This is a genomic window from Roseibium sp. AWQ4_290 (genome assembly GCF_056160985.1).
The window spans coordinates 1-18,482 of record NZ_JBSWYG010000030.1 but is presented as its reverse complement, the minus strand read 5'-3'; the positions used below and the strand labels follow the sequence as shown (position 1 = coordinate 18,482).

The window sequence follows — 18,482 nt, the reverse complement described above, 5'->3', positions numbered from 1 at the left end:
GCCGGACGGCTGATTACTTCATGGTTTCTTCAGCAGCAACAGCAGCCTGAGTCGCAGCCAGTTCCGGGTCGGAAACGAGGCCGTACTGAGCCAGAGGACCGTCCGGGCCAGCGATTTCGTCAGAAACGAAGAACTGAGCGTATTCTTTCAGGCCCGGGATCACGCCGATATGTGCCTTCTTGACGTAGAAGAAGAGCGGACGGGAAACCGGATATTCACCGGAAGCGATGGTCTCGGTGGACGGAGCGATCCCATCCATCGTTGCGACTTTCAGCTTGTCGGTGTTGTTCTCGTAGAACGCCAGACCGAAAACGCCGATGCCGTTCGGGTTGGTGTCGATACGGGCCAGGGTTTCGGTGTAGTCGCCGTCGATGTCCACGGACTTGCCGTCTTTACGCACTGCGATGCAAGCATCTTCAGCGTCGTCTTCGGACATGCCGGCATCCATCATGGCTTTCAGAGCGCCAGTTGCTTCACAGCCAACAGCCAGGACCTTCTCTTCGAAGACTTCACGGGTGCCGTGCTTGGTGCCCGGGATGAAGGCGTCGATTTCAGCGTCCGGAAGGTCGGCGTTGAACTCGGACCACTTGGTGTAGGGGTTGTCGACAACCTTGCCGTCTTTCAGCACCTTGGCGCCAAGAGCGTTGAAGATGTCAGACGGCGTGAAAGCCACAAAAGCCGGGCCGTCTTTTTGAGACGCGAAAACGATCCCGTCATAGCCGATGCGCACTTCCATGATGTCTTTCACACCATTGGCCGCACATGCCTTGATTTCTTTTTCGCGGATTTTGCGGGAAGCGTTTGCAACGTCGATGGTGTTTTCGCCAACACCTTCACAGAAGCGCTTCAGGCCAGCAGAAGAACCGCCGGACTCAACAACCGGTGTCGGGAAGTCGGTGTTTTCGCCAAAAGCTTCGGCAACAATGGAAGCGTACGGCAGAACCGTGGAAGAACCGGCAACCTGAACCTGGTCGCGAGCCTGGGCTGTGCCTACGAATGCAGTGGAAGCAACAGCCAGGGCGGTTGCGCTAACGAGGGTCGTAAATTTCACTTGACCACTCCCTTTGAATGTCAAGGTTTGTAGATGATCACCCCGCGCCAGAATGCGCGGGCGATGCCGGGACCCTAGGCCCCATGGATGTGAGTTATATGACAGTTATTTATCTGTTTTATGACAATGTAAAATACTGACTTATTTATACTTTTTCTTTTTGTAACCGTATTGTCTCAGTATTTTCTGCGGCGCGGCATTCCAACTCGCCAGCGAGACTGCCACTGCGGATTTGACGCCTATCCGTTTCAAAAGCAGCCCGGTATCTCTGGTTTCAAGCCGCCAGATTTCTCATAACGTCTTTCAACAGCGCAACCGCTTCGTTTTCAGGACTCAGATCAGGTTCAAATAAAAAAACCCTGCAGCGCGCCGCGGACGCATGGCTTCAAATCGCTTTGCCTTTAGCCTCGCCATTTCTGGTTGTCAGAGTGCGAAAGGAAAATCCAATAAACTGGGGCTTCCGCTAAAATTGCAGTTCGGTCAGCGCCAGAACGTTTTTCGCCTGCTCCTGACGAATTTCCCTGGCCAGTGGGATCAGCCCCTTGTCCGCCAGATAGCCCTCATCTCCCCAGGCCTCTTCGGCGGTGAACGCGGACACATAGTCTTCAATGCCAGGAATGCGGCCCACATGCTCTTTCTTGATATAGAAGAACAGCGGCCGGGACACCGGGTAGACCCCCGTAGCGATGTTTTCGAAGGTCGGTTTGATGCCGTTGACCCCCAGACCCCGGATCTGGTCGGCATTCTGATCCAGGAAAGAATAGCCGAAAATACCCACCCGTTCCGGGCTGGCTTCCAGGGCGCCAACGATCAGATCATCATTTTCGCCTGATTCAAAAAAACTGCCATCCTTGCGGATCCTGGTGCACAGCCCCTCTTGCGGCATGCCGCCATGGGCCTCACAACCAACCTCCATCACCAGCTCTTCAAAAGCATCCCGCGTGCCGGATGTCGGCGGCGGCCCAAGAACTTCGATTTTCTCGTCCGGCAGAGCCGCATCAATATCCGCCCAGCTGACATTCGGATTGGCTGCGATCATACCATCCACGGACAGCTTCTCCGCCAGAGCTTCATAAAGCTGCTCAACGGTGACGGAAAAATCCGGGCCGCTCAAAGAATTGGCCAGAACAATGCCATCATAGCCGATTTCAACTTCCACCGGCGTGACCCCATTGGCCTTGCAGGTTTCGAACTCGGATTTTTTCATGCGGCGGGATGCATTGGTGATGTCCGGTGTGTCGTCGCCAGCCCCTGCACAGAACAGCGCGAAGCCAGCACCGGAACCGGTCGATTCGACAATCGGGAATTTCAGTCCGCTATCACCGACTTTTTCTGCAACTGCGGTCGCAAAGGGAAACACGGTGGATGATCCGACAATCAGAACACGGTCCCTGGCCAGGGCCTGCCCCGGCATCAGCAGCAGCATAGCCGCCATGAAGGCGCGAACCGTCATTTCCATCGCCACCGGTACACTCCTTGTGCCGGCTTGCCTATGCCGGACCACCACATTGTCTTCAGGCCAAACGGTTTCCCGGCGCACTAATTAACCGCCTGAAACCCTGTGTTTTTTTACCTGCTAACACCATCCGGTTTCAGTATTGCGACACTGGCTGCAGATTTTTTAGGCACCGGTTTGCCCACGTTTGTCTTCCGCACTTTCCAGGACTGGAAACTTGACCCGGAATACAGCTCCTTCGCCGGGCTCGCTTTCCACATCCAGACGGGCGCGGTGACGGGTCAGGATATGTTTGACAATGGCAAGACCAAGCCCCGTTCCCTTCATGGCCCGGCTGGATTCCACATCGACCCGGTAGAACCGCTCCGTCAACCTTGGCAAATGCTCGCGCGGGATACCCTCGCCATAATCCCTGACAAACAGCACCCAGCCCGGCTCCTCCGGCTCGTCGGCAAGCGCGCTCAAGCCCACATCCACCACCTTGCCGGAACTGCCATATTTGAGCGCGTTTTCAATCAGGTTTTCCGAAACCTGGATCAACTCGTCCCGGTCACCGCGCACCCGGACCGGGTCATCGGGCAGGGTCACCTTGATTTCAACAGCCATCTCCCGGGCCAGCGGCGACAGCGCGTCGGCTGTGTGGCGGATGATTTCGGTGAGGTCCACAACCGTCGACGGGCGCACATGGGCTTTCAGCTCGATCCGCGACAGGGACAGAATGTCGTCAATCAGCCTGCGCATGCGCCCGGCCTGATCGAGCATGATGGACAGGAACCGGTCCTGGGCCTCGGGATCGTTGCGGGCCGGCCCTTGAAGGGTTTCGATGAACCCGGTCAGGGACGCCAGCGGGGTGCGCAATTCATGGCTGGCATTGGCGACAAAATCGGTCCGCATACGCTCCAGGCGCCGGTTTTCTGTCAGGTCCTGGATCACCACCAGGATGAAATCCGGCAGATCCCGCCCGCGCTCTTGTCCGCCGGCCCCGGGCATATAGATCGGCGCGATATGGGCCTCATACCAGGTTTCTGTCGGAACCTTTTCGATCCAGCTGATCCGCTCTGCGCCTCCGGTGGTGCAAACCCGGTCAAATGCTTCCAGCAAAGACGGCGCGCGCAGGGAAAAGGACAAGGGATCGCCGGGCTTCACCCCCTCATAAACGTCCATGGCCTTGGCGTTGACATAGCGCGTTATGCCGCGCCCGTCGGCGACAAAACAGGGGGTCGGCAGGGCATCGACTGTCACCTTCATGCCAGTGCCCGGCCACATGCGGCGCATTTCGCGCTGGGTGGTCAGTTTCAGCCGCCGGCCAGCTGCCCGCCTCGGCACAAAGGCGGCGACAATTGTCATGACCAGCACAACGGAGACGGCCGGCCAAAAGGGCACGCCATGGGCAAGGACAGCCACCATGGCGGCGCACAGGGCAGTCAGCAATATCCAGCGCGCTTCTCCGATCCGCGTCAGGGGGGATGCGGGCGGGCGGGGCTCGGACATTTCCTCTTCAGATGACGGTAAGGACATGAAACTCTTGACGACTGGGACCCTGCAACGTTTCGCCGCGAAGCGCCGACACTATTTCGACGCCTTACTAGTTTGCAAGCGCGAAAACGGCGTGGCCGGAGCTGGATGATTTTCTCCAGTAGCACATCAAGCATGTCAGCCAAGCGACAGAAAAAGCATTTTCCGGGAAACGTTTGCAGCCCGTGGATCAGCGCGAAGGCGCAGCCATGGCAGCGGTCTGAAGACGGGCGATCAGGGCGGGCCAGCCTTCTTGCCGGCGGATTTGTGACAGGTACTCGGCCCCATGTTCACCATGTCTCAAAAACTCCGAATGAACGATTTCCAAACGGGTCTTGTCCCCGGCCTCCCGGAAATTCATCATCACCCGGCTGGCGGCAAGAGGATCGGCCACTTCTCCGCCCTCCTGCGACACCTGCCAGGCCAGACGGATATATAGCGGCGCTTCAATCGACAGCACCGTACCCCAGGTCCGGCGGCGGCCCTCCCCGTCCATTTCATAGCAGCTTCCGCCGGCAAAAGGGTCAATGCCCGCCTCCACCGGCTCTGCCGCCGCGCCGGAAAAAGGCGAGACCCACCACATCTGCGGCTGGTCAACCACCACTGAAAACGCCCGGTCCCGCGGACAGTCCAGAAGGACGTCGTACCGGCACTCCAGGTCATCTGCCATTGTCATTCCACCACATTCGAAAAGGCCTCTCCCCGCGCACAGCCATCAAGGCCCGCCCGGGGCCTGATCCGGCGCGGCCCAGCTTTCAGCTTACACCGAATTCAAATCGAATTTTGCCTCTATCTGATTCAAACGTCAGCCGCATGACGCCCTGGAACAAGCATTGATACACAGGCAAATTCAATCACGCGCCTCAAACGGCGCCCGAGCAACCAAAGCGCGTGATCCCGCAGTTGCCTTCGGCACAGAACTGCCTCAAGGTCGCAGGAATGATCCCGGCCCGGTTCAAGAGGCCGTACGACACTCTTTGGCAGGCGCCCGATGAAACACAATCGCGACTTCGATCCCGCCTATGGCACGGCCGTGGAGCTGGCCCCGGGCGTCAGGCGTCTGACGGCGGAGAATCCCGGGCCATTCACGTTTTTCGGCACCAACACCTATCTTCTGGGCACAGAGCGGCTGATGGTCGTGGATCCGGGCCCTGCCCTTGCCTCCCATCTGGAGGCCCTCCTCAAGGCAGTGGGTGGCGCCGGGGTCGATGCCATCCTGGTCAGTCACACCCATATGGACCACTCCCCCGCAGCCCGGCTTTTGAAAGAGAAAACCGGCGCGCCGATTGTGGGTTGCGGACCGCACCACCCCGCCCGGGCCCTGCAGGACAATGAAATCAACCCGCTCGATGCCAGCGGCGACAAGGACTATCGGCCCGACCGGCAACTCGGGGACGGTGACATTTTCTCAACGGATTCTTTGGCAGTCGAAGCCATCGAAACCCCGGGGCACACCGCCAATCACCTGTGTTTTTCCGTTGTTGGAGCGGACCTACTATTGTCCGCCGACCATGTCATGGGCTGGGCAACCTCGATTGTGGCCCCGCCCGACGGCTCCATGCGCGCCTATATGGCCTCCATTGACAAGCTTCTGGCGAGAACCGAAACACGGTATCTTCCGGGCCATGGCGGCGTCATCGACAATGCCCAAGACTATGTTCAGGACCTGAAAGACCACAGGCTGGGCCGGGAAGCGGCGATCCTCAGCCTCTTGTCCAAAGGCGGGCACAGCATCCCGGAACTGGTCGGCCAGCTTTATGCGGGGGTGGACCCGGCGCTCCATCCGGCCGCCGCCCTGTCGGTCTTTGCCCATCTGGAAGATCTGGTGGACCGGGCCTTGGTCAGCACTGTCGCCCCGCTCTCCCTGTCGTCCCGCTACAGTCTGGCGTCCTAAAGGGAGGCACAGGCTCCCGCCCCGCGCTCAGCCAGCCAGATCACTGACCTCCGGGCCGCCGGGCGGCAGCTCTTCGTCTTCCTCAAAATAGGGCTTGAATCCGGGCAGCGGAATGACTTCGACAGGAGGCTCAACAGGATCGGGCTCCAGGCGTTCGCTGTCCTCTTCTTCCACCGACAAGCGGGCCAGATCGCCATAGGTTTCCAGCAGCACCTTGTCTATTTCGTCAAACACTGTGCGAATCCGGTCCGCATTGCCCGACAGCTCCCGGAGCGGGGTGGCCGAATGAGCCCGCACATCCAATAAAGCGCCGAGCCTGTCCGGTCGGACGCGGAGCGCAATGTCGAATTTGAGCCCCAGCAGAGCAGTTGCCCCTTGCGCCTGCAGACGGGTTGCCGCGTCCAAAAGATCTGGTGGCAGCTCGTCCACAACGGCCCAGTTGAGGTTGTCCAAGGCCTTGGCACACGCAACGTGCAACTGGCCCGGCGCAATCCGGTAGCGGCGGGGCACGATATCGGCCGTACCACCCGCCTCTGCGAGCCCGCCATGCGGCAGCACCTCCGAGACATCCGGCACAAACGGCCAGACATCCTTGGCAAGCCATGCGGTGGCCCAGGTCAAGAAAGGCTGCTCGGCCGTTTCCGAAACAGCCACCAGCCCTGGAGGATCAAGCCGGTTTGTCGACAGGTCCCTGTCCGCAGGAGCTGCGATCAACATTCCCGCCACAAGAACGGGCGGTCCCAGGGCAAGTCCCCCAAGCACCAGCCCGCCCAGAGCGGACGGCACGCCCGGACCGCCGCGGGACCAGATGCGGTGAAACGCCAGCAGCGCCGCCAGAACAGCCAGAAAAGCCAGAATGCCGGCGAAGAACAGCGACAGGACAAACACATCCGCATCAATCACCGCAATGCGTTTTGCGACAAAGGCGATCACAACGATGGCCAGCGCGACCGACCCGGCAACCCGGCTTGCTGGCGCAGAAGCAGATTTGTAAACGGCGTAACGCTTCATTTCATCCCGACCCGCGTTAGAGCGCATGCTATGTGCCGGCGACCGGCAAGACCAGAGTTGTTTTTTCGGTTTAAAGTCAAATTGTCAAAATTGAACTTCCCTAACGCAATTGGCGCATACTACCTTTGAGCTGCTCAACCGGCGAGTCGCCTGTTGGCAGGCTCATTCAAGCCCCAGACGTCAGACATGATCTCATGACAGTATCGTCCAACCTCCCGCGCCACGCTCCCCGGACCTGCCACTTGTCCATAGGGAACATGTGGCCATGACCGGGCTGCAAAAGCCGCGGCAGACCAGAGATCTGCCCCAGCCGCCTGCTCCCTGCTTGCCGCAGGCGGAACTGGACCGCGAGGGTCTGCTGGGGGCCAGTTTTGCAAATGTTGTCCTGTGCTATCTTCTTGTCCTCACTGCGGCACTTCTCCCGTTCGCCCTTTTTTTTGCGCTCCGGTTTGCAGACCGGGCCGGCCGGGCGCTCCAGGCACATTATTTTTATGTACGCACTACAATCGCCATTCTGGTGATCGGCACATGCGTCGGCGGCCTGACCATTCTGGCCGGTGTCGCACTTGCAGCTCCGTTGATTTTTGCCGGATTGGCGCTTTTTGGCCTGACCCTGGCCCTGGGCCTCACCCGCTGTCTGTGCGGTCTTGCGCGCGCCCTTCAGGGCAGGCCCCCCCGCGCCTACCAGACCTACCTGATCTGAGCAGCCCTGCCGCACCCGGCTTTTCACCAGAGTCGGGTCAAAGACATACGAAACCAGTCCTTCAGCGTCGGCAGCCAGAACATGCCACGTTCATCCGGTTCCAAAGCACTTTTTCTTTAGCGTCGAAATCGCCGATGCGGGTCCGTGACAGACAAATCCAATCAAACGCGACCTGCTCTAAAACTTTAACGAATACTTAGTTGACTACTTCAATTTCACACCCGAAAAGTTACAGGTTGTTATGAAATGTGACTGGCTGAGACGGCTAAAGAAGCGCATGCTGACTGCGTCAAATTGCGGAGAGTATCGTTTTTAAGGCCCATCGCCCTTTCCTCGCCGCAATTGGCAATGACATGCACGCGGCCCGCACCTTTCCGCATTCAAACGAAACAGCCAGCGGGGGCTGAAACCAACACGGACCTGGAAAAATGTCTGAACAATCGTCCCAACCGGTCAAGCAGATCCCGGCGGGAGCAAAATTGGAAAATCACTATAAACCGGTCGGCATTGCCGCCCTCAACGCCGCTGCCCTGTGCAAGAACGCCGGCGCGGCGACGAAAAAACAGAAATAATCCGCACCGTTTCCGCGCGGACCAATTTGTTTCAAGGCCAGCGCCGGGCCGGTCGGCGTCTTTGAAAACACTGTTCTCAACAGGAGTGTATTCCCGGTTCTGTTGAGCTTGCCGGATTGTTTTGTCTTGGGCACACTGCCGCTGAAAGGCTGGCGGACGTGTCAAACATGGGGCAAAACAGTCGCACATGGTGTCACTTGACAGGCTCCGCCAAAAGCGGATGGGCCCTGTCAATGGTTGGCTGTTGCCACATCCTTTCGTCCGGGCAAGTCAGCCCCCGGCCGCACTCTTCTATTGGCAGCCGTTTAAGATCTCCGCTCTTGCCGGTTCGGCCCAACAGATCCCATTCACGCAAAAGCACGGACAGGTTCCGGGGCACTCTCCCTTTGCAATTGCGGCTGCAAAACCGCTATCCACTTTACCTGGAAGGGTCTGCCTCCCATGCTGCCCCTGCCATCTGCCCTCCAAGCGGAGACGTCCCGAATGATCGTTGCCTATTGCCCCTCCGTCAAAGGCCTTGAAAAGGTCGAGCTTACGCCGGAGATGCCGGTTCCGGCCACTTCCGTGTGGATTGATCTGGAGGCTCCTACCTCCGCTGAACTGCAGGCTGCCGAAAAGCTGATGGGGGCGGAAATTCCAAACCGGGAGGAGATCGCCTCCATTGAGACTTCCGAGCGGCTATATGTAGAACCGGGCGCCGTCGTCATGACCGTGCAAATGCCGATGGCGACCAGAACCCCCGACCCGATCCTGTCTTCGGTTACCTTTGTCCTCAGCGCGAAACGCCTTGTCACCGTTCGGTTCGGAGACCCGAAATCGATCGCCATCCTGTCCAAGAAAGTTCAGGCGGACGCGACCATTGCCCATACCGGTCCGGCTGTCCTGTTTGCACTGATGGAAACCATTGTGGACCGCTGCGCTGACGAAATGGAAACAGCCTCGGGCCGCTATGACAACCTGGCCCTGGAGGTTTTCGGGGATGGCCTCAACATGCGCAAGACCGCCAGTTACCAGATCGCCATCAAACGGGTTGGCAAACTGGGCCTCCAGGTGGCCAAAATGCATGATGTGTGCACAAGCCTGGCACGGATGCTGCTGTTCATGGGCGCGCAGGCCAAACGGCTCTCTCTGAACGAGGAGCAGATCTCGGATCTGAAGATCCATGGCCGGGACATCCGCTCCATCAAGGAACATGCGGACGCCATGGACAACAAATTGTCCTTTCTGCTGGATGCGACCGTGGGTCTGGTGACCCTGGAGCAAAACCAGATTTCCAAGATCTTCACGGTGCTGGGCCTGATCTTCATGCCTCCCACACTGATCGCCTCGATCTACGGTATGAACTTCATCAACATGCCCGAACTGAAATGGGAACAGGGGTTTGCGTTCTCCCTCGGCATGATGCTGGTCTCGGTGGTGGCAACCTTCCTGTTTTTCCGCTGGAAACGCCTGCTCTAATACATAGCGCAGTTGATCATGCCCCTCTGTCCCCGGGCCCTGACATGCTCAGGCGTGTGACTGGTAGAAAACCAGGCGGCCCGGAGGCCGCCCGCGAGCGCAACGTTCAACACGGCCAGCCGCCGTCCCGACGCGGACCTATTTCTCCAGAATATACCGGCGGCCAATGTCCTGAATGGGCCGGGCATTGTGGTCGTAGAGCGCTTCAAACTCCGCAATCGCACCGTCTGACACTTTGATCGGCTCCTTCAGAACTGTCCAGACCACAGTTTCTGAACAGGGCGGCGTCGTCAGCGAGCCCTGGTAGCGGTAAAAATGTGTTGTTGCCGGGATCAGACGGTCCGGGTCGGCTTGCCCGACGATCCAGCTTCCACCTTCCTGATCCGGGGCATGATCCATGATGGACTGGAACAGCTCGTTCTCGCCGCCGCCTTCGACCATGACAGCCAGGACCGCAATGGTGCCGTCGTCGGCAACATGCACGAAATGGGCTTCCATCGGGTATTTCCTGCCGTCAATTGCGTGTTCCGACGGCGCATGGAAGTGGAACTGCTTGAGCGTATAGGTTTTGCCATCCAGGGTGATGGTGCCGCCATCCTTGGAATTGTCCTGAATGCTGTGCCCGTTATTGACCTCGGTCCAATCCGCTTTCGGGTTCCAGTGCATTTGCACATCGGCCGCCTCGGCCCTGACGGTGTTGGTCAGGTCGACCGGCGATTGCTCGTCTCCCGCTTCGCAAGCTTCGAAATGATCGGCAAGTTCGCCCCAATGTGCCGGGCCTTCCGTTCCCTCATAACTCCAATGGGGCGTGCTGGCCGCCATGGCGGAGGAAGCGATCACCATGGCGGTGGCCGCAGTTGCAAAAAAGCGGAACTTCATGCGTTTCTCCATGCTTCCCCGGCGCGGCAACCACAGCCGCGCTTTCGGGGTGACTGAGGAGGTACGCCTCCTACCGCACTGCGAAAAGTTAAATATTTGTCATAAATACCTAGTAACCAGCAGTTGTTCTAGACAAGTATAAGCAACGCCCAAATATTCAATCACGGGTAGAGGCGTTCTTTCCGCCAGGGATCATCAACAGAACTCCGCGTCAGCAGAATCCGGTCATGCAGGCGGAACGGACGGTCATGCCAGAATTCAAGGGAGGTCGGTACCAGGCGCATGCCGGACCAATGGGACGGGCGCGGGATCTCGCCCAGGCCGAATTTGGCAGTGAATTTCGCCACTTCCTTTTCCAGCGCAAAGCGGCTTTCCAGCGGCCGGGACTGTTTGGACGCCCAGGCACCGATCCGGCTGCCGCGCGGCCGGGACTGGTAATAGGCATCCGCCTCCTCTGGCGTGACCTCCTCGACCAGACCTCTGACCCGGACCTGCCTGCGCAGGGATTTCCAGTGGAAACACATGGCCGCCTTGCCGGAGGCCAGCAATTCGCGCCCCTTGGCGCTTTCAAAATTGGTGTAGAAGACGAAGCCCCGGTCATCGACATCTTTCAGCAAGACCATACGCACATTTGGCAGGCCCTGGTCGTCGGTGGTGGCCAGCGCCACCGCATTCGGATCGTTCAGCTCAGCTGCCTTTGCGTCTTCAAGCCACTCAGAAAAAAGATCGAATGGATTCTTGACGTCCGTAAAGTCACCTTTTGTTAACTCTTCCGGAGGATGCTTCAGGTCTGTCATTGGTTACCCGTCGAAGAAATCGACTGCCTGCAGCACGCCATTCATTTCCCAGCGTGAGGGCTGTCTAAAAGATGTGTTCTATGCGTTCATATACCCTTGGGCATGCCAAGATCCAATTATTTGTCGCCCTGGCGCTTTTGTCTGCCGGCGGCCTTGGTGGCTGCGCCCAGGTGACCGTCCCCACGGGCAGCAATGATATTGACACACCGACGCTTCTCACCGGTTCGATTCCCTCCGCCTCTGATCAGGCCTATAGTGATGTGGATGCGCAGGACCGGGCCGTGATTGCAGAAAATCTGGACACGCTCAGCCCCACGCTCGATGCGGGCGGCCCCAACAGCGACCTGCTGCTGTCCTGGCTCAATCCGGAGAGCGGCAATTCCGGCACATTGACGGATATCGACAGCGGCCTGCTGGGCCAGACCGGCTGCGTTTCGTTCCGCACAACGGCCAATACAATCGCCGGAATCCGCCTTTATTCCGGCACCGCCTGCCGCGATATCTCGCAAAAATTTGCCGTCACCACCCTCAACGTCACCGACGCTTGATCAGCCGGGCATTTGTGCCCATAAGAGACATCTATGAACCGCCCCAAGGTATGGGCTGGAATTTCAGGTGCTTTATACCGATATTAAAAGACGTCGGGTCAGTACTCACAATTTCCAACGCACATTCCGGAGCAGGCGCTGTATCCGGAGGGATTGCGTGTGAGGATCCTGACCTGAAAATCTGAGAAACCTGGTGATGTGAATGCGCGATCCCTACAGCGTTCTCGGCGTGGCGAAAACCGCCAGCGAGAGCGAGATCAAAAAGGCCTTCCGGAAGCTGGCCAAGAAATACCATCCGGATCAGAACAAGGATGATCCGACAGCCCAGCAGCAATTTGCCGAAGTGAACCAGGCCTATGAAATTGTCGGCGACAAGGACAAGCGGGCGCAGTTCGACCGGGGCGAAATCGACCCGGAAGGCAAGCAGCGGTACCAGTCCAGGGGCTTTGAAGGGTTTTCCGGCTTTGAGGATTTCGGCAGCGCGGGCGGCACGCACGGCTTCCGCTCCAGCGGAGGTCCTGGCGCGGGCCCGGGCAGCGCTGGGGGCCCGACCGGTGGCTTCGACGATTTGCTGAACGATATTTTTGGCGGCTTCGGAGGCCGCAGCGCCCGGGGCGGGGCCGGATCGGGCTTCGGTGGCGCCCATGCACGGGCCAAGACGCCTCCCAAGACCAAGGGCGCCAATATTGATCTTGTCGCCCGCGTGTCGCTGGAAGACATTGTCAATTCCGGAAAGACACAAGTCACACTGCCGACCGGCAAAACGGTCAATGTGACCCTGCCCGCCGGGGTGGAAGAAGGCGAAAAAGTCAGGCTGAAAGGCCAGGGTCAACCGGGCGAGAATGGCGGCCCGCAAGGCGATGCCATGGTCGAGATCCGCTTCCGGGCGCATGAGCTGTTTGAGGTCAAGGGCTGGGACCTGCATCTGGACCTGCCCCTGACCCTTTATGAGGCTGTGCTGGGGGCCAAGGTGCGTACCCCGACCCTTTCGGGCGCTGTCAATCTGACCATTCCGCCCCGCACCTCCAGCGGCAAACCCATGCGCCTGAAGGGCAAGGGCCTGCCGACCAAGAGCGGTGGCCACGGAGACCTTCTGGTCAAACCGCAGATCATCATGCCGGCCCATGGCGACGAAGAACTCGACACGCTGATGAAGGCCTGGCAGGCGATCACCCCCTACCGCGCCCGCGGCCCTGAATTTGACTGATTGGCCGTGACTTATAAGTCTGAACCCGTTCGGATCTGAATAAGCTGCCACGCCGCCCTTTGGGCGGCGTGGCTGTTTTCAGGTTCCTACATTAAGGAGGTCCGCCAGCCAGTCGTCTCCCGTTTCAAGCCGCGCCGCGGCGCTGCTTCGCCTTTTCCATTATCCCCTTTTCGGGGGACTCCTCTCCGATCCGAGCAAGCCGTCTGAAGCGCGATGTCATACCACAGATTGATTTATATAATATGTTATATTACTTGTTATATAAATCAAGGAAACCGCATGACTGACGACATCCTCCGTTCGCTTGGATACAGCACGCTTGGCAGCCGCTTGAAACGGCTGGGGGAAAAACTGCAGGCGCAGACCCAGGAGATCAGCGATCAGGTGGCCGGCACCTCTCTGCCAGCCTCCCACAACCCCATCCTGGCCGCCCTGGACCAGCACGGTCCGCTCAGCATTGGCGCCTTGGCCGGCACACTTGGCCAAAGCCAACCGGGCGTCACCCGGATGGTCAACAAATTAAAATCCGCCGGTCTCATCGACAGCCGCCCGGATCAGCGGGACAAGAGGGTCAGCCAGGTCGTCCTGACCCCGAAGGGGGACGCGCTGGCCGCGCATTTGCGGCAAACGCTCTGGCCGAGAAGCCTGCAAACGGTCGCCGACGCCTGTGCCGGGCTGGAAGGTTCGCTTCTGGACCAGCTGTCCCAGCTGGAAGATGCGCTGGAGGCCCGGCCCCTTGTCGGCCGCTGCGCGGACGCCCCCTTGCCCGGCTGGCCGCCTGCGTCCCCCGGAACACTGTCCCAAGACCCCTGACCGCCGTTTGACCTCCCCAGCGCAGCCGCGTCTCACCCCAAAAGAGCCCATCATGTCACATCCGTTAAACCGGGCGGTCTGGTCCGCCCTCTCCTCCCGTCAGGCTCCGGTGTCTCTTGGAGGCGGGCACGCGCGGCGCTTCATGCCCGAAATCTCCCCCTTCGCAGCCGCCAGGGACAATTCAGTCGAGGCCCTGACCGAACTGGCCGGACTGATGACACCGGAGGAGGCCCCAGTCTATTTGCTGCAGGCAGAAGAGATCGCCCTGCCTCCTTCGCTTGAGGCTGAAAAGACAGCCCTCGGAGTTCTGATGACCGAGCGGCGGCCCCAGCCCCCGCGTAGAGGCGCTTTTAGCATCGAGCCACTTGGCAAGAGCGATATCCCGGCCATGTCCGCACTGGCCGAGCTCACCAAGCCCGGCCCTTTCACGGAACGCACGCCCGAACTCGGCCAGTTCTGGGGAATCAAGCGGGAGGGCCAACTGGCCGCCATGGGCGGCACCCGGCTGGATCTGGAAGGCTATACGGAAGTCAGCGGAGTGTGCACCCATCCCGCATTTCAGGGACACGGCCTTGGCAGCACGCTCGCCCTTCATATTGCCGCCTCCATCCGCGCACGGGGCGACTTGCCCTTCCTCCATGCTTATGCGGACAATGAGGGGGCGATTGCCCTTTACCGGAAACTCGGCTTTGAGATCTGGAGCGAGGTTCATATCGCCGTCCTGCGCAAGACTGCCGCAGCCGAATCTTAGTTCACCGGGCATTGATCAGAACCGCTGTGTTGTGTCACGCCTCTTGCCCGGCCAACCAGGCGGACCTGCGCGCGTTTCCTTGCCGGCGAACCAGAAAAACCATCAAACAGGGTCTTATTTGTTGAGCGTGCTACAATGAGCCGAAGGCTGTCAACCTATTGTTTCATTGAATGAAATTTTCGTCAGACTCTCGGCCACGGTAAATCGTGATAATCAAACATCACAGAAATCTAACTGACCCGAACATGACCAACAAGTTGACGATGCCGGCTCTGCACTAAAGCGGGCTTGATGAAAGACAAAATGATGATGAAGAAAGATACCAAGCTAACTGGACCAATGACCAGAGCCATTCATGCCGGGGAAGCTCCGGACCCGGCGACAGGTGCCTCGGCCCCGGCGCTGCATATGAGCTCAACCTTTGTCAGCAGCGAGGTCGCCGGGTTCTCCGCCCATGACATTCAGGAGGGGGAGAACAGCTTTCTCTATTCCCGGTGGAACAATCCCACTGTGGCGATGCTGGAGCGCAAGATTGCAGCGATGCAGGGCGTTGAAAGCTGCCTGTGCCTGGCCTCTGGCATGGCGGCGGCAACGGCCATCTTTCTGACCTTTCTTGCAGCGGGAGACCATGTCGTCGTCTCTGATGTCTCTTATGCAGGGGTTGCCGAATTGGCACGGGAGACGTTGCCCCGCATGGGAATCGAAGTGACTGCGGTCAACATGGCGGATCTGGAGAGCGTGGCGGCGGCGGTCCGTCCCGAGACGAAACTCATTCACATTGAAACCCCGGTCAATCCGATCGGCCGGTTGACCGATATTGCAGCCGTATCCGCGCTCGCGCGCCAGGCAGGTGCACTGCTCAGTTGCGATGCGACTTTTGCCTCGCCGCTCGGAATGGATGCAGCTGGCCTCGGTGTTGATCTCATCATGCATTCAATCACCAAATATATCGGCGGTCATGGCGATGCGGTCGGAGGGGCCATTGCGGGCAAGGCCGATCTGATAGAGCGTTTGCGCGCTGAAGCGGCCATTCATCATGGCGGTGTTCTGTCCCCCTTTAATGCGTGGCTGATTGCGCGGGGCGCCGCTACTCTGCCGCTGCGCATGAAGGCCCATCAGGCTGGTGCACAGGCTGTTGCCGAGTGGCTGGAAACCCACCCTAAGGTCACCCGCGTTATCTATCCGGGCCTGGCCTCCCACCCCCAGGCGGAGTTGGCCACGCGCCAGATGTCGAACTTTTCCGGCATGATTGCCTTTCAGGTTGGCAGCGCGGAAACGGGCCGGGCTCTTGCCCAGCAGATGATCGACCGGCTCGAGGTGATCCACTATGCGGTTTCGCTCGGCCATCACAGGTCGCTTGTTTTCTGGATGGAGACCGGCCCTTTGATGGAAACCTCGTTCCGCCTGGAGGGTGCACAGCTGAATGCATACCGGGACTATGCGGGCGACGGCATCTTCCGTTTGTCAGTAGGACTGGAAGATTCGGAAGACCTGATTGCGGATTTGCACAATGCCTTGGGAGAATGAGTGCAGCGTGTGTCGCAAAGGGCTGTCTCGCAAATCCCTTTGAAGACTTAGGATTCGGCGCAGGCCAAGATTGAGGTGAGAACGGCGGTCCGAATCCGGGACAGGTCCATGTTGTTGATAGTAGCGCCCCGAAGATCAATGTATCCTACGGAACTTTTGACGATAGAAATTATCTGGCTGACTTCATCTTCCATTTTTTTCCATCAGCACTAATCTCATCAAAATTATCGTTTCATGCTCCCCGCCTACGATCTTGGCGCCGGTCGAACTTTCTTTAGCTGTGATTTTCCCAAGCTTAAGAAGCTTGGTTTTTCCGTCAACTATTTCAATACCAATCGACCGTTGTTGGTCCTCAGAGAGGCGAGAAAGTTGTTCGTTTAAGTGTAACAGTTGCGCTCGATGAATTTGTGTGTATTGATCAATCAGTGATTGTGTCTTTGCCGCAAATTGCAGACACTTAGAAGCATGATTTTGAATACAAGATAGAAATTGACTCGTGAAGTAATCGCTGGACCATTCTATAAAGCCCAATGAGGCGCTGGCTAATTAGAGCTTACGCTGAAGAATTTTACTTTGGGGCTTTGCGGAAACCAATACACCTTTGTCGATTGAATTCGCAAAAACAGTTGAAAATTTCAAATCGAATCTAAACGCGCAAATATTTGGGAGGAAAAGATGTATATTTCCAAGAAATTCTCCTGCATTTTTATTTTGATGTTTTTTTCGCTTACGTTCAATGATCCAAAAGCACAGAGTGTAAATCCGCAAACACTCAGCCCAAATCAGTGCAAGATTAAAGATAATAATATTATTGTTCCGAACTTACTGGGATTCAATCCTGATAAAGCTCAGGAAATAGCAGAGGCCTGTGATCTTGTTTGGTCCTTTTCAAATAGTCCTGGAACTATTTCATACGAAGCGATGGGAACTATTGGAGACCAAGAACCAAGTGCAGGTACAGTTGTAAAGGCAGGTTCAACACTGCGAGGTTTCAAATCAAACGGAATTTACGTCCCTAACCTTATTGGATTGAATGAAGCAGATGCAACATTCCTTGTTAAAAATCAGCGGTTCGGGCTTAATGTTAACTATAAGCGTGTACCGGGCCCGGTGGGCACAGTCATTGAACAAAGTCCGAAGAATGGAGATTTCTTCAATTCTGGTGTGCCTGTAACAATTACTGTTGTGCAAGGCTTTAAACTACCTACGCTTTTAGGCAGGCCTTACAACGAAGTGGTTGACGATATTCAGGCCTTAGGCCTCTCACATTCGCATCTTGGCGGTGATCTGAGTAGTGGGTGGCAGGCAACCGTACCGCCATGTGAAGGCGAAAAATGGTTTCCTGTTATCAAGAATAGTGAGCCACAACAAGGTGCCACAGTTTCGGAAGGTACCGTGATAGGCTTGGTGACAGAAAGAAAAACGGTGCCAACTTTTACGAAACCGACTGGTGCCATTTGTAGGTAACTTGCATGAATTGTTTGATACTTAGTTTGATCGGCTCGAGACTATGGCGGACGCAGAAACTAATTGGATCGACTTTTTTGTTTCACTAAGTCCAGTCGTCCAAACCGCAATTTGGGCAGGTGTAGTGGTGGCGGGTTTTGTTGTTCTACGGGACCCGATAAAGCAATTTGCGAAAACGATCGTGAATAGAGTTAGCAGCGGAGATAATTTTATTACTCCGTGGTTATCACTCGAGCGGCGGGCGAAGCTTGAAAAGCTTGAGAAAGCAGATTTCACCAAAACAGAAGTAGATAATATTGAGGCGATTAATCAAAAGGAAAGCCTCAAAAATGCAGAAGTCGAAGTAATATATCAACCTGAGTCGAAAATACAATGGAGCCTCTACCGACAAAATATTTATCAAAGCCAGAAAGGATTATTTCTAGTTCACGTGATCAGTCCGTCAGCTACGGATGGTCAAAAGTATGACATCTATATATTAGTGAAACGTCATAAGGATCGGCCAATCGATGACATCGAAAAAGTAGATTTTTATCTTGGTCAATATTGGGGAAACAAAATCTTTACCGAGTTGCCACGAGACGGTCTTGTTGGTCTTCGAACAGCTGCCTACGGACCATTTTTATGTGTTTGTAAAGTGCATTTGAAGTCACAGGAAGGTACGGCTCTTGAGCCGATTATGCTCCAGCGCTACATAGATTTTGAAATGGGACAACAGTAGTAGCTGGACACCCGCAAAAACCTCGCCATTGGAGGTGATTTCTGATTCACTTCGATCATGGAGGTGTTTTCATGGATCCGAGCAGTCTTTTCAGTTTGTCCGATCATCTTGA

At 57.1% G+C, this 18,482-nt stretch carries 17 protein-coding genes; 10 read left to right on the top strand and 7 right to left on the bottom strand.

Annotated elements, in window-relative coordinates:
• Positions 1–13: 13 nt before the first annotated feature.
• From ACXAH0_RS23230 to ACXAH0_RS23215, 4 genes are all read right to left on the bottom strand, one after another.
• Positions 14–1,051, bottom strand: coding sequence for a substrate-binding domain-containing protein (locus tag ACXAH0_RS23230; RefSeq protein ID WP_475183823.1), 1,038 nt, complete (start codon positions 1,049–1,051; stop codon positions 14–16).
• A 463-nt stretch (positions 1,052–1,514) separates the two neighbouring features.
• Positions 1,515–2,510, bottom strand: coding sequence for a substrate-binding domain-containing protein (locus ACXAH0_RS23225; protein WP_475183899.1), 996 nt, complete (start codon positions 2,508–2,510; stop codon positions 1,515–1,517).
• A 162-nt stretch (positions 2,511–2,672) separates the two neighbouring features.
• Complete coding sequence (locus ACXAH0_RS23220) at positions 2,673–3,998, bottom strand: ATP-binding protein (RefSeq protein ID WP_475195446.1); 1,326 nt, start codon at positions 3,996–3,998, stop codon at positions 2,673–2,675.
• A 214-nt stretch (positions 3,999–4,212) separates the two neighbouring features.
• Positions 4,213–4,692: an SRPBCC domain-containing protein gene (locus ACXAH0_RS23215; RefSeq protein ID WP_475195443.1), complete on the bottom strand. Its 480-nt coding sequence runs from the start codon at positions 4,690–4,692 to the stop codon at positions 4,213–4,215.
• A gap of 321 nt (positions 4,693–5,013) precedes the next feature.
• Between ACXAH0_RS23215 and ACXAH0_RS23210 the strand changes: the two genes are divergently transcribed.
• On the top strand, positions 5,014–5,916 hold the full coding sequence (locus ACXAH0_RS23210; protein ID WP_475195439.1) for an MBL fold metallo-hydrolase: 903 nt from the start codon (positions 5,014–5,016) through the stop codon (positions 5,914–5,916).
• Between the two features lie 27 nt (positions 5,917–5,943).
• Here ACXAH0_RS23210 and ACXAH0_RS23205 read toward each other — a convergent pair whose 3' ends face one another.
• Complete coding sequence (locus tag ACXAH0_RS23205) at positions 5,944–6,927, bottom strand: DUF1499 domain-containing protein (protein WP_475183813.1); 984 nt, start codon at positions 6,925–6,927, stop codon at positions 5,944–5,946.
• 265 nt (positions 6,928–7,192) lie between these two features.
• On the opposite strand from ACXAH0_RS23205, the gene ACXAH0_RS23200 reads away from it, so the two are divergent.
• On the top strand, positions 7,193–7,630 hold the full coding sequence (locus tag ACXAH0_RS23200) for a hypothetical protein (protein WP_475183811.1): 438 nt from the start codon (positions 7,193–7,195) through the stop codon (positions 7,628–7,630).
• 1,055 nt (positions 7,631–8,685) lie between these two features.
• Positions 8,686–9,660, top strand: a complete 975-nt coding sequence (locus ACXAH0_RS23195) for a magnesium transporter CorA family protein (RefSeq protein ID WP_475183806.1) — start codon at positions 8,686–8,688, stop codon at positions 9,658–9,660.
• A 138-nt stretch (positions 9,661–9,798) separates the two neighbouring features.
• Here the strand turns inward: ACXAH0_RS23195 and ACXAH0_RS23190 are convergent, their stop codons facing one another.
• On the bottom strand, positions 9,799–10,539 hold the full coding sequence (locus ACXAH0_RS23190) for a carbonic anhydrase (protein WP_475195436.1): 741 nt from the start codon (positions 10,537–10,539) through the stop codon (positions 9,799–9,801).
• Between the two features lie 161 nt (positions 10,540–10,700).
• Positions 10,701–11,336, bottom strand: coding sequence for a pyridoxamine 5'-phosphate oxidase (gene pdxH, locus ACXAH0_RS23185; RefSeq protein WP_475183801.1), 636 nt, complete (start codon positions 11,334–11,336; stop codon positions 10,701–10,703).
• Positions 11,337–11,416: 80 nt separating this feature from the next.
• Between pdxH and ACXAH0_RS23180 the strand changes: the two genes are divergently transcribed.
• The 7 genes from ACXAH0_RS23180 to ACXAH0_RS23150 all read left to right on the top strand — a co-directional run bounded on the left by ACXAH0_RS23180 (position 11,417) and on the right by ACXAH0_RS23150 (position 18,370).
• Positions 11,417–11,884 (top strand): RT0821/Lpp0805 family surface protein, encoded by a 468-nt coding sequence (locus tag ACXAH0_RS23180; RefSeq protein WP_475195434.1) that lies wholly within the window; start codon positions 11,417–11,419, stop codon positions 11,882–11,884.
• A gap of 202 nt (positions 11,885–12,086) precedes the next feature.
• Positions 12,087–13,091 carry a DnaJ C-terminal domain-containing protein gene (locus ACXAH0_RS23175; protein ID WP_475195433.1) on the top strand — a complete coding sequence of 335 codons (1,005 nt, stop codon included), beginning with the start codon at positions 12,087–12,089 and terminating at the stop codon, positions 13,089–13,091.
• A gap of 279 nt (positions 13,092–13,370) precedes the next feature.
• Positions 13,371–13,904: a MarR family winged helix-turn-helix transcriptional regulator gene (locus ACXAH0_RS23170; protein WP_475195430.1), complete on the top strand. Its 534-nt coding sequence runs from the start codon at positions 13,371–13,373 to the stop codon at positions 13,902–13,904.
• 52 nt (positions 13,905–13,956) lie between these two features.
• Positions 13,957–14,655 (top strand): GNAT family N-acetyltransferase, encoded by a 699-nt coding sequence (locus ACXAH0_RS23165; protein WP_475195428.1) that lies wholly within the window; start codon positions 13,957–13,959, stop codon positions 14,653–14,655.
• 306 nt (positions 14,656–14,961) lie between these two features.
• A complete protein-coding gene (locus tag ACXAH0_RS23160; RefSeq protein WP_475195426.1) occupies positions 14,962–16,182 on the top strand; it encodes a trans-sulfuration enzyme family protein in 1,221 nt (406 codons plus the stop codon).
• Positions 16,183–16,857: 675 nt separating this feature from the next.
• Entirely contained in the window at positions 16,858–17,649 is a 792-nt protein-coding gene (locus ACXAH0_RS23155; protein WP_475195423.1) for a PASTA domain-containing protein, read from the top strand.
• A gap of 43 nt (positions 17,650–17,692) precedes the next feature.
• Entirely contained in the window at positions 17,693–18,370 is a 678-nt protein-coding gene (locus ACXAH0_RS23150; RefSeq protein WP_475195421.1) for a pYEATS domain-containing protein, read from the top strand.
• Positions 18,371–18,482: the final 112 nt, after the last annotated feature.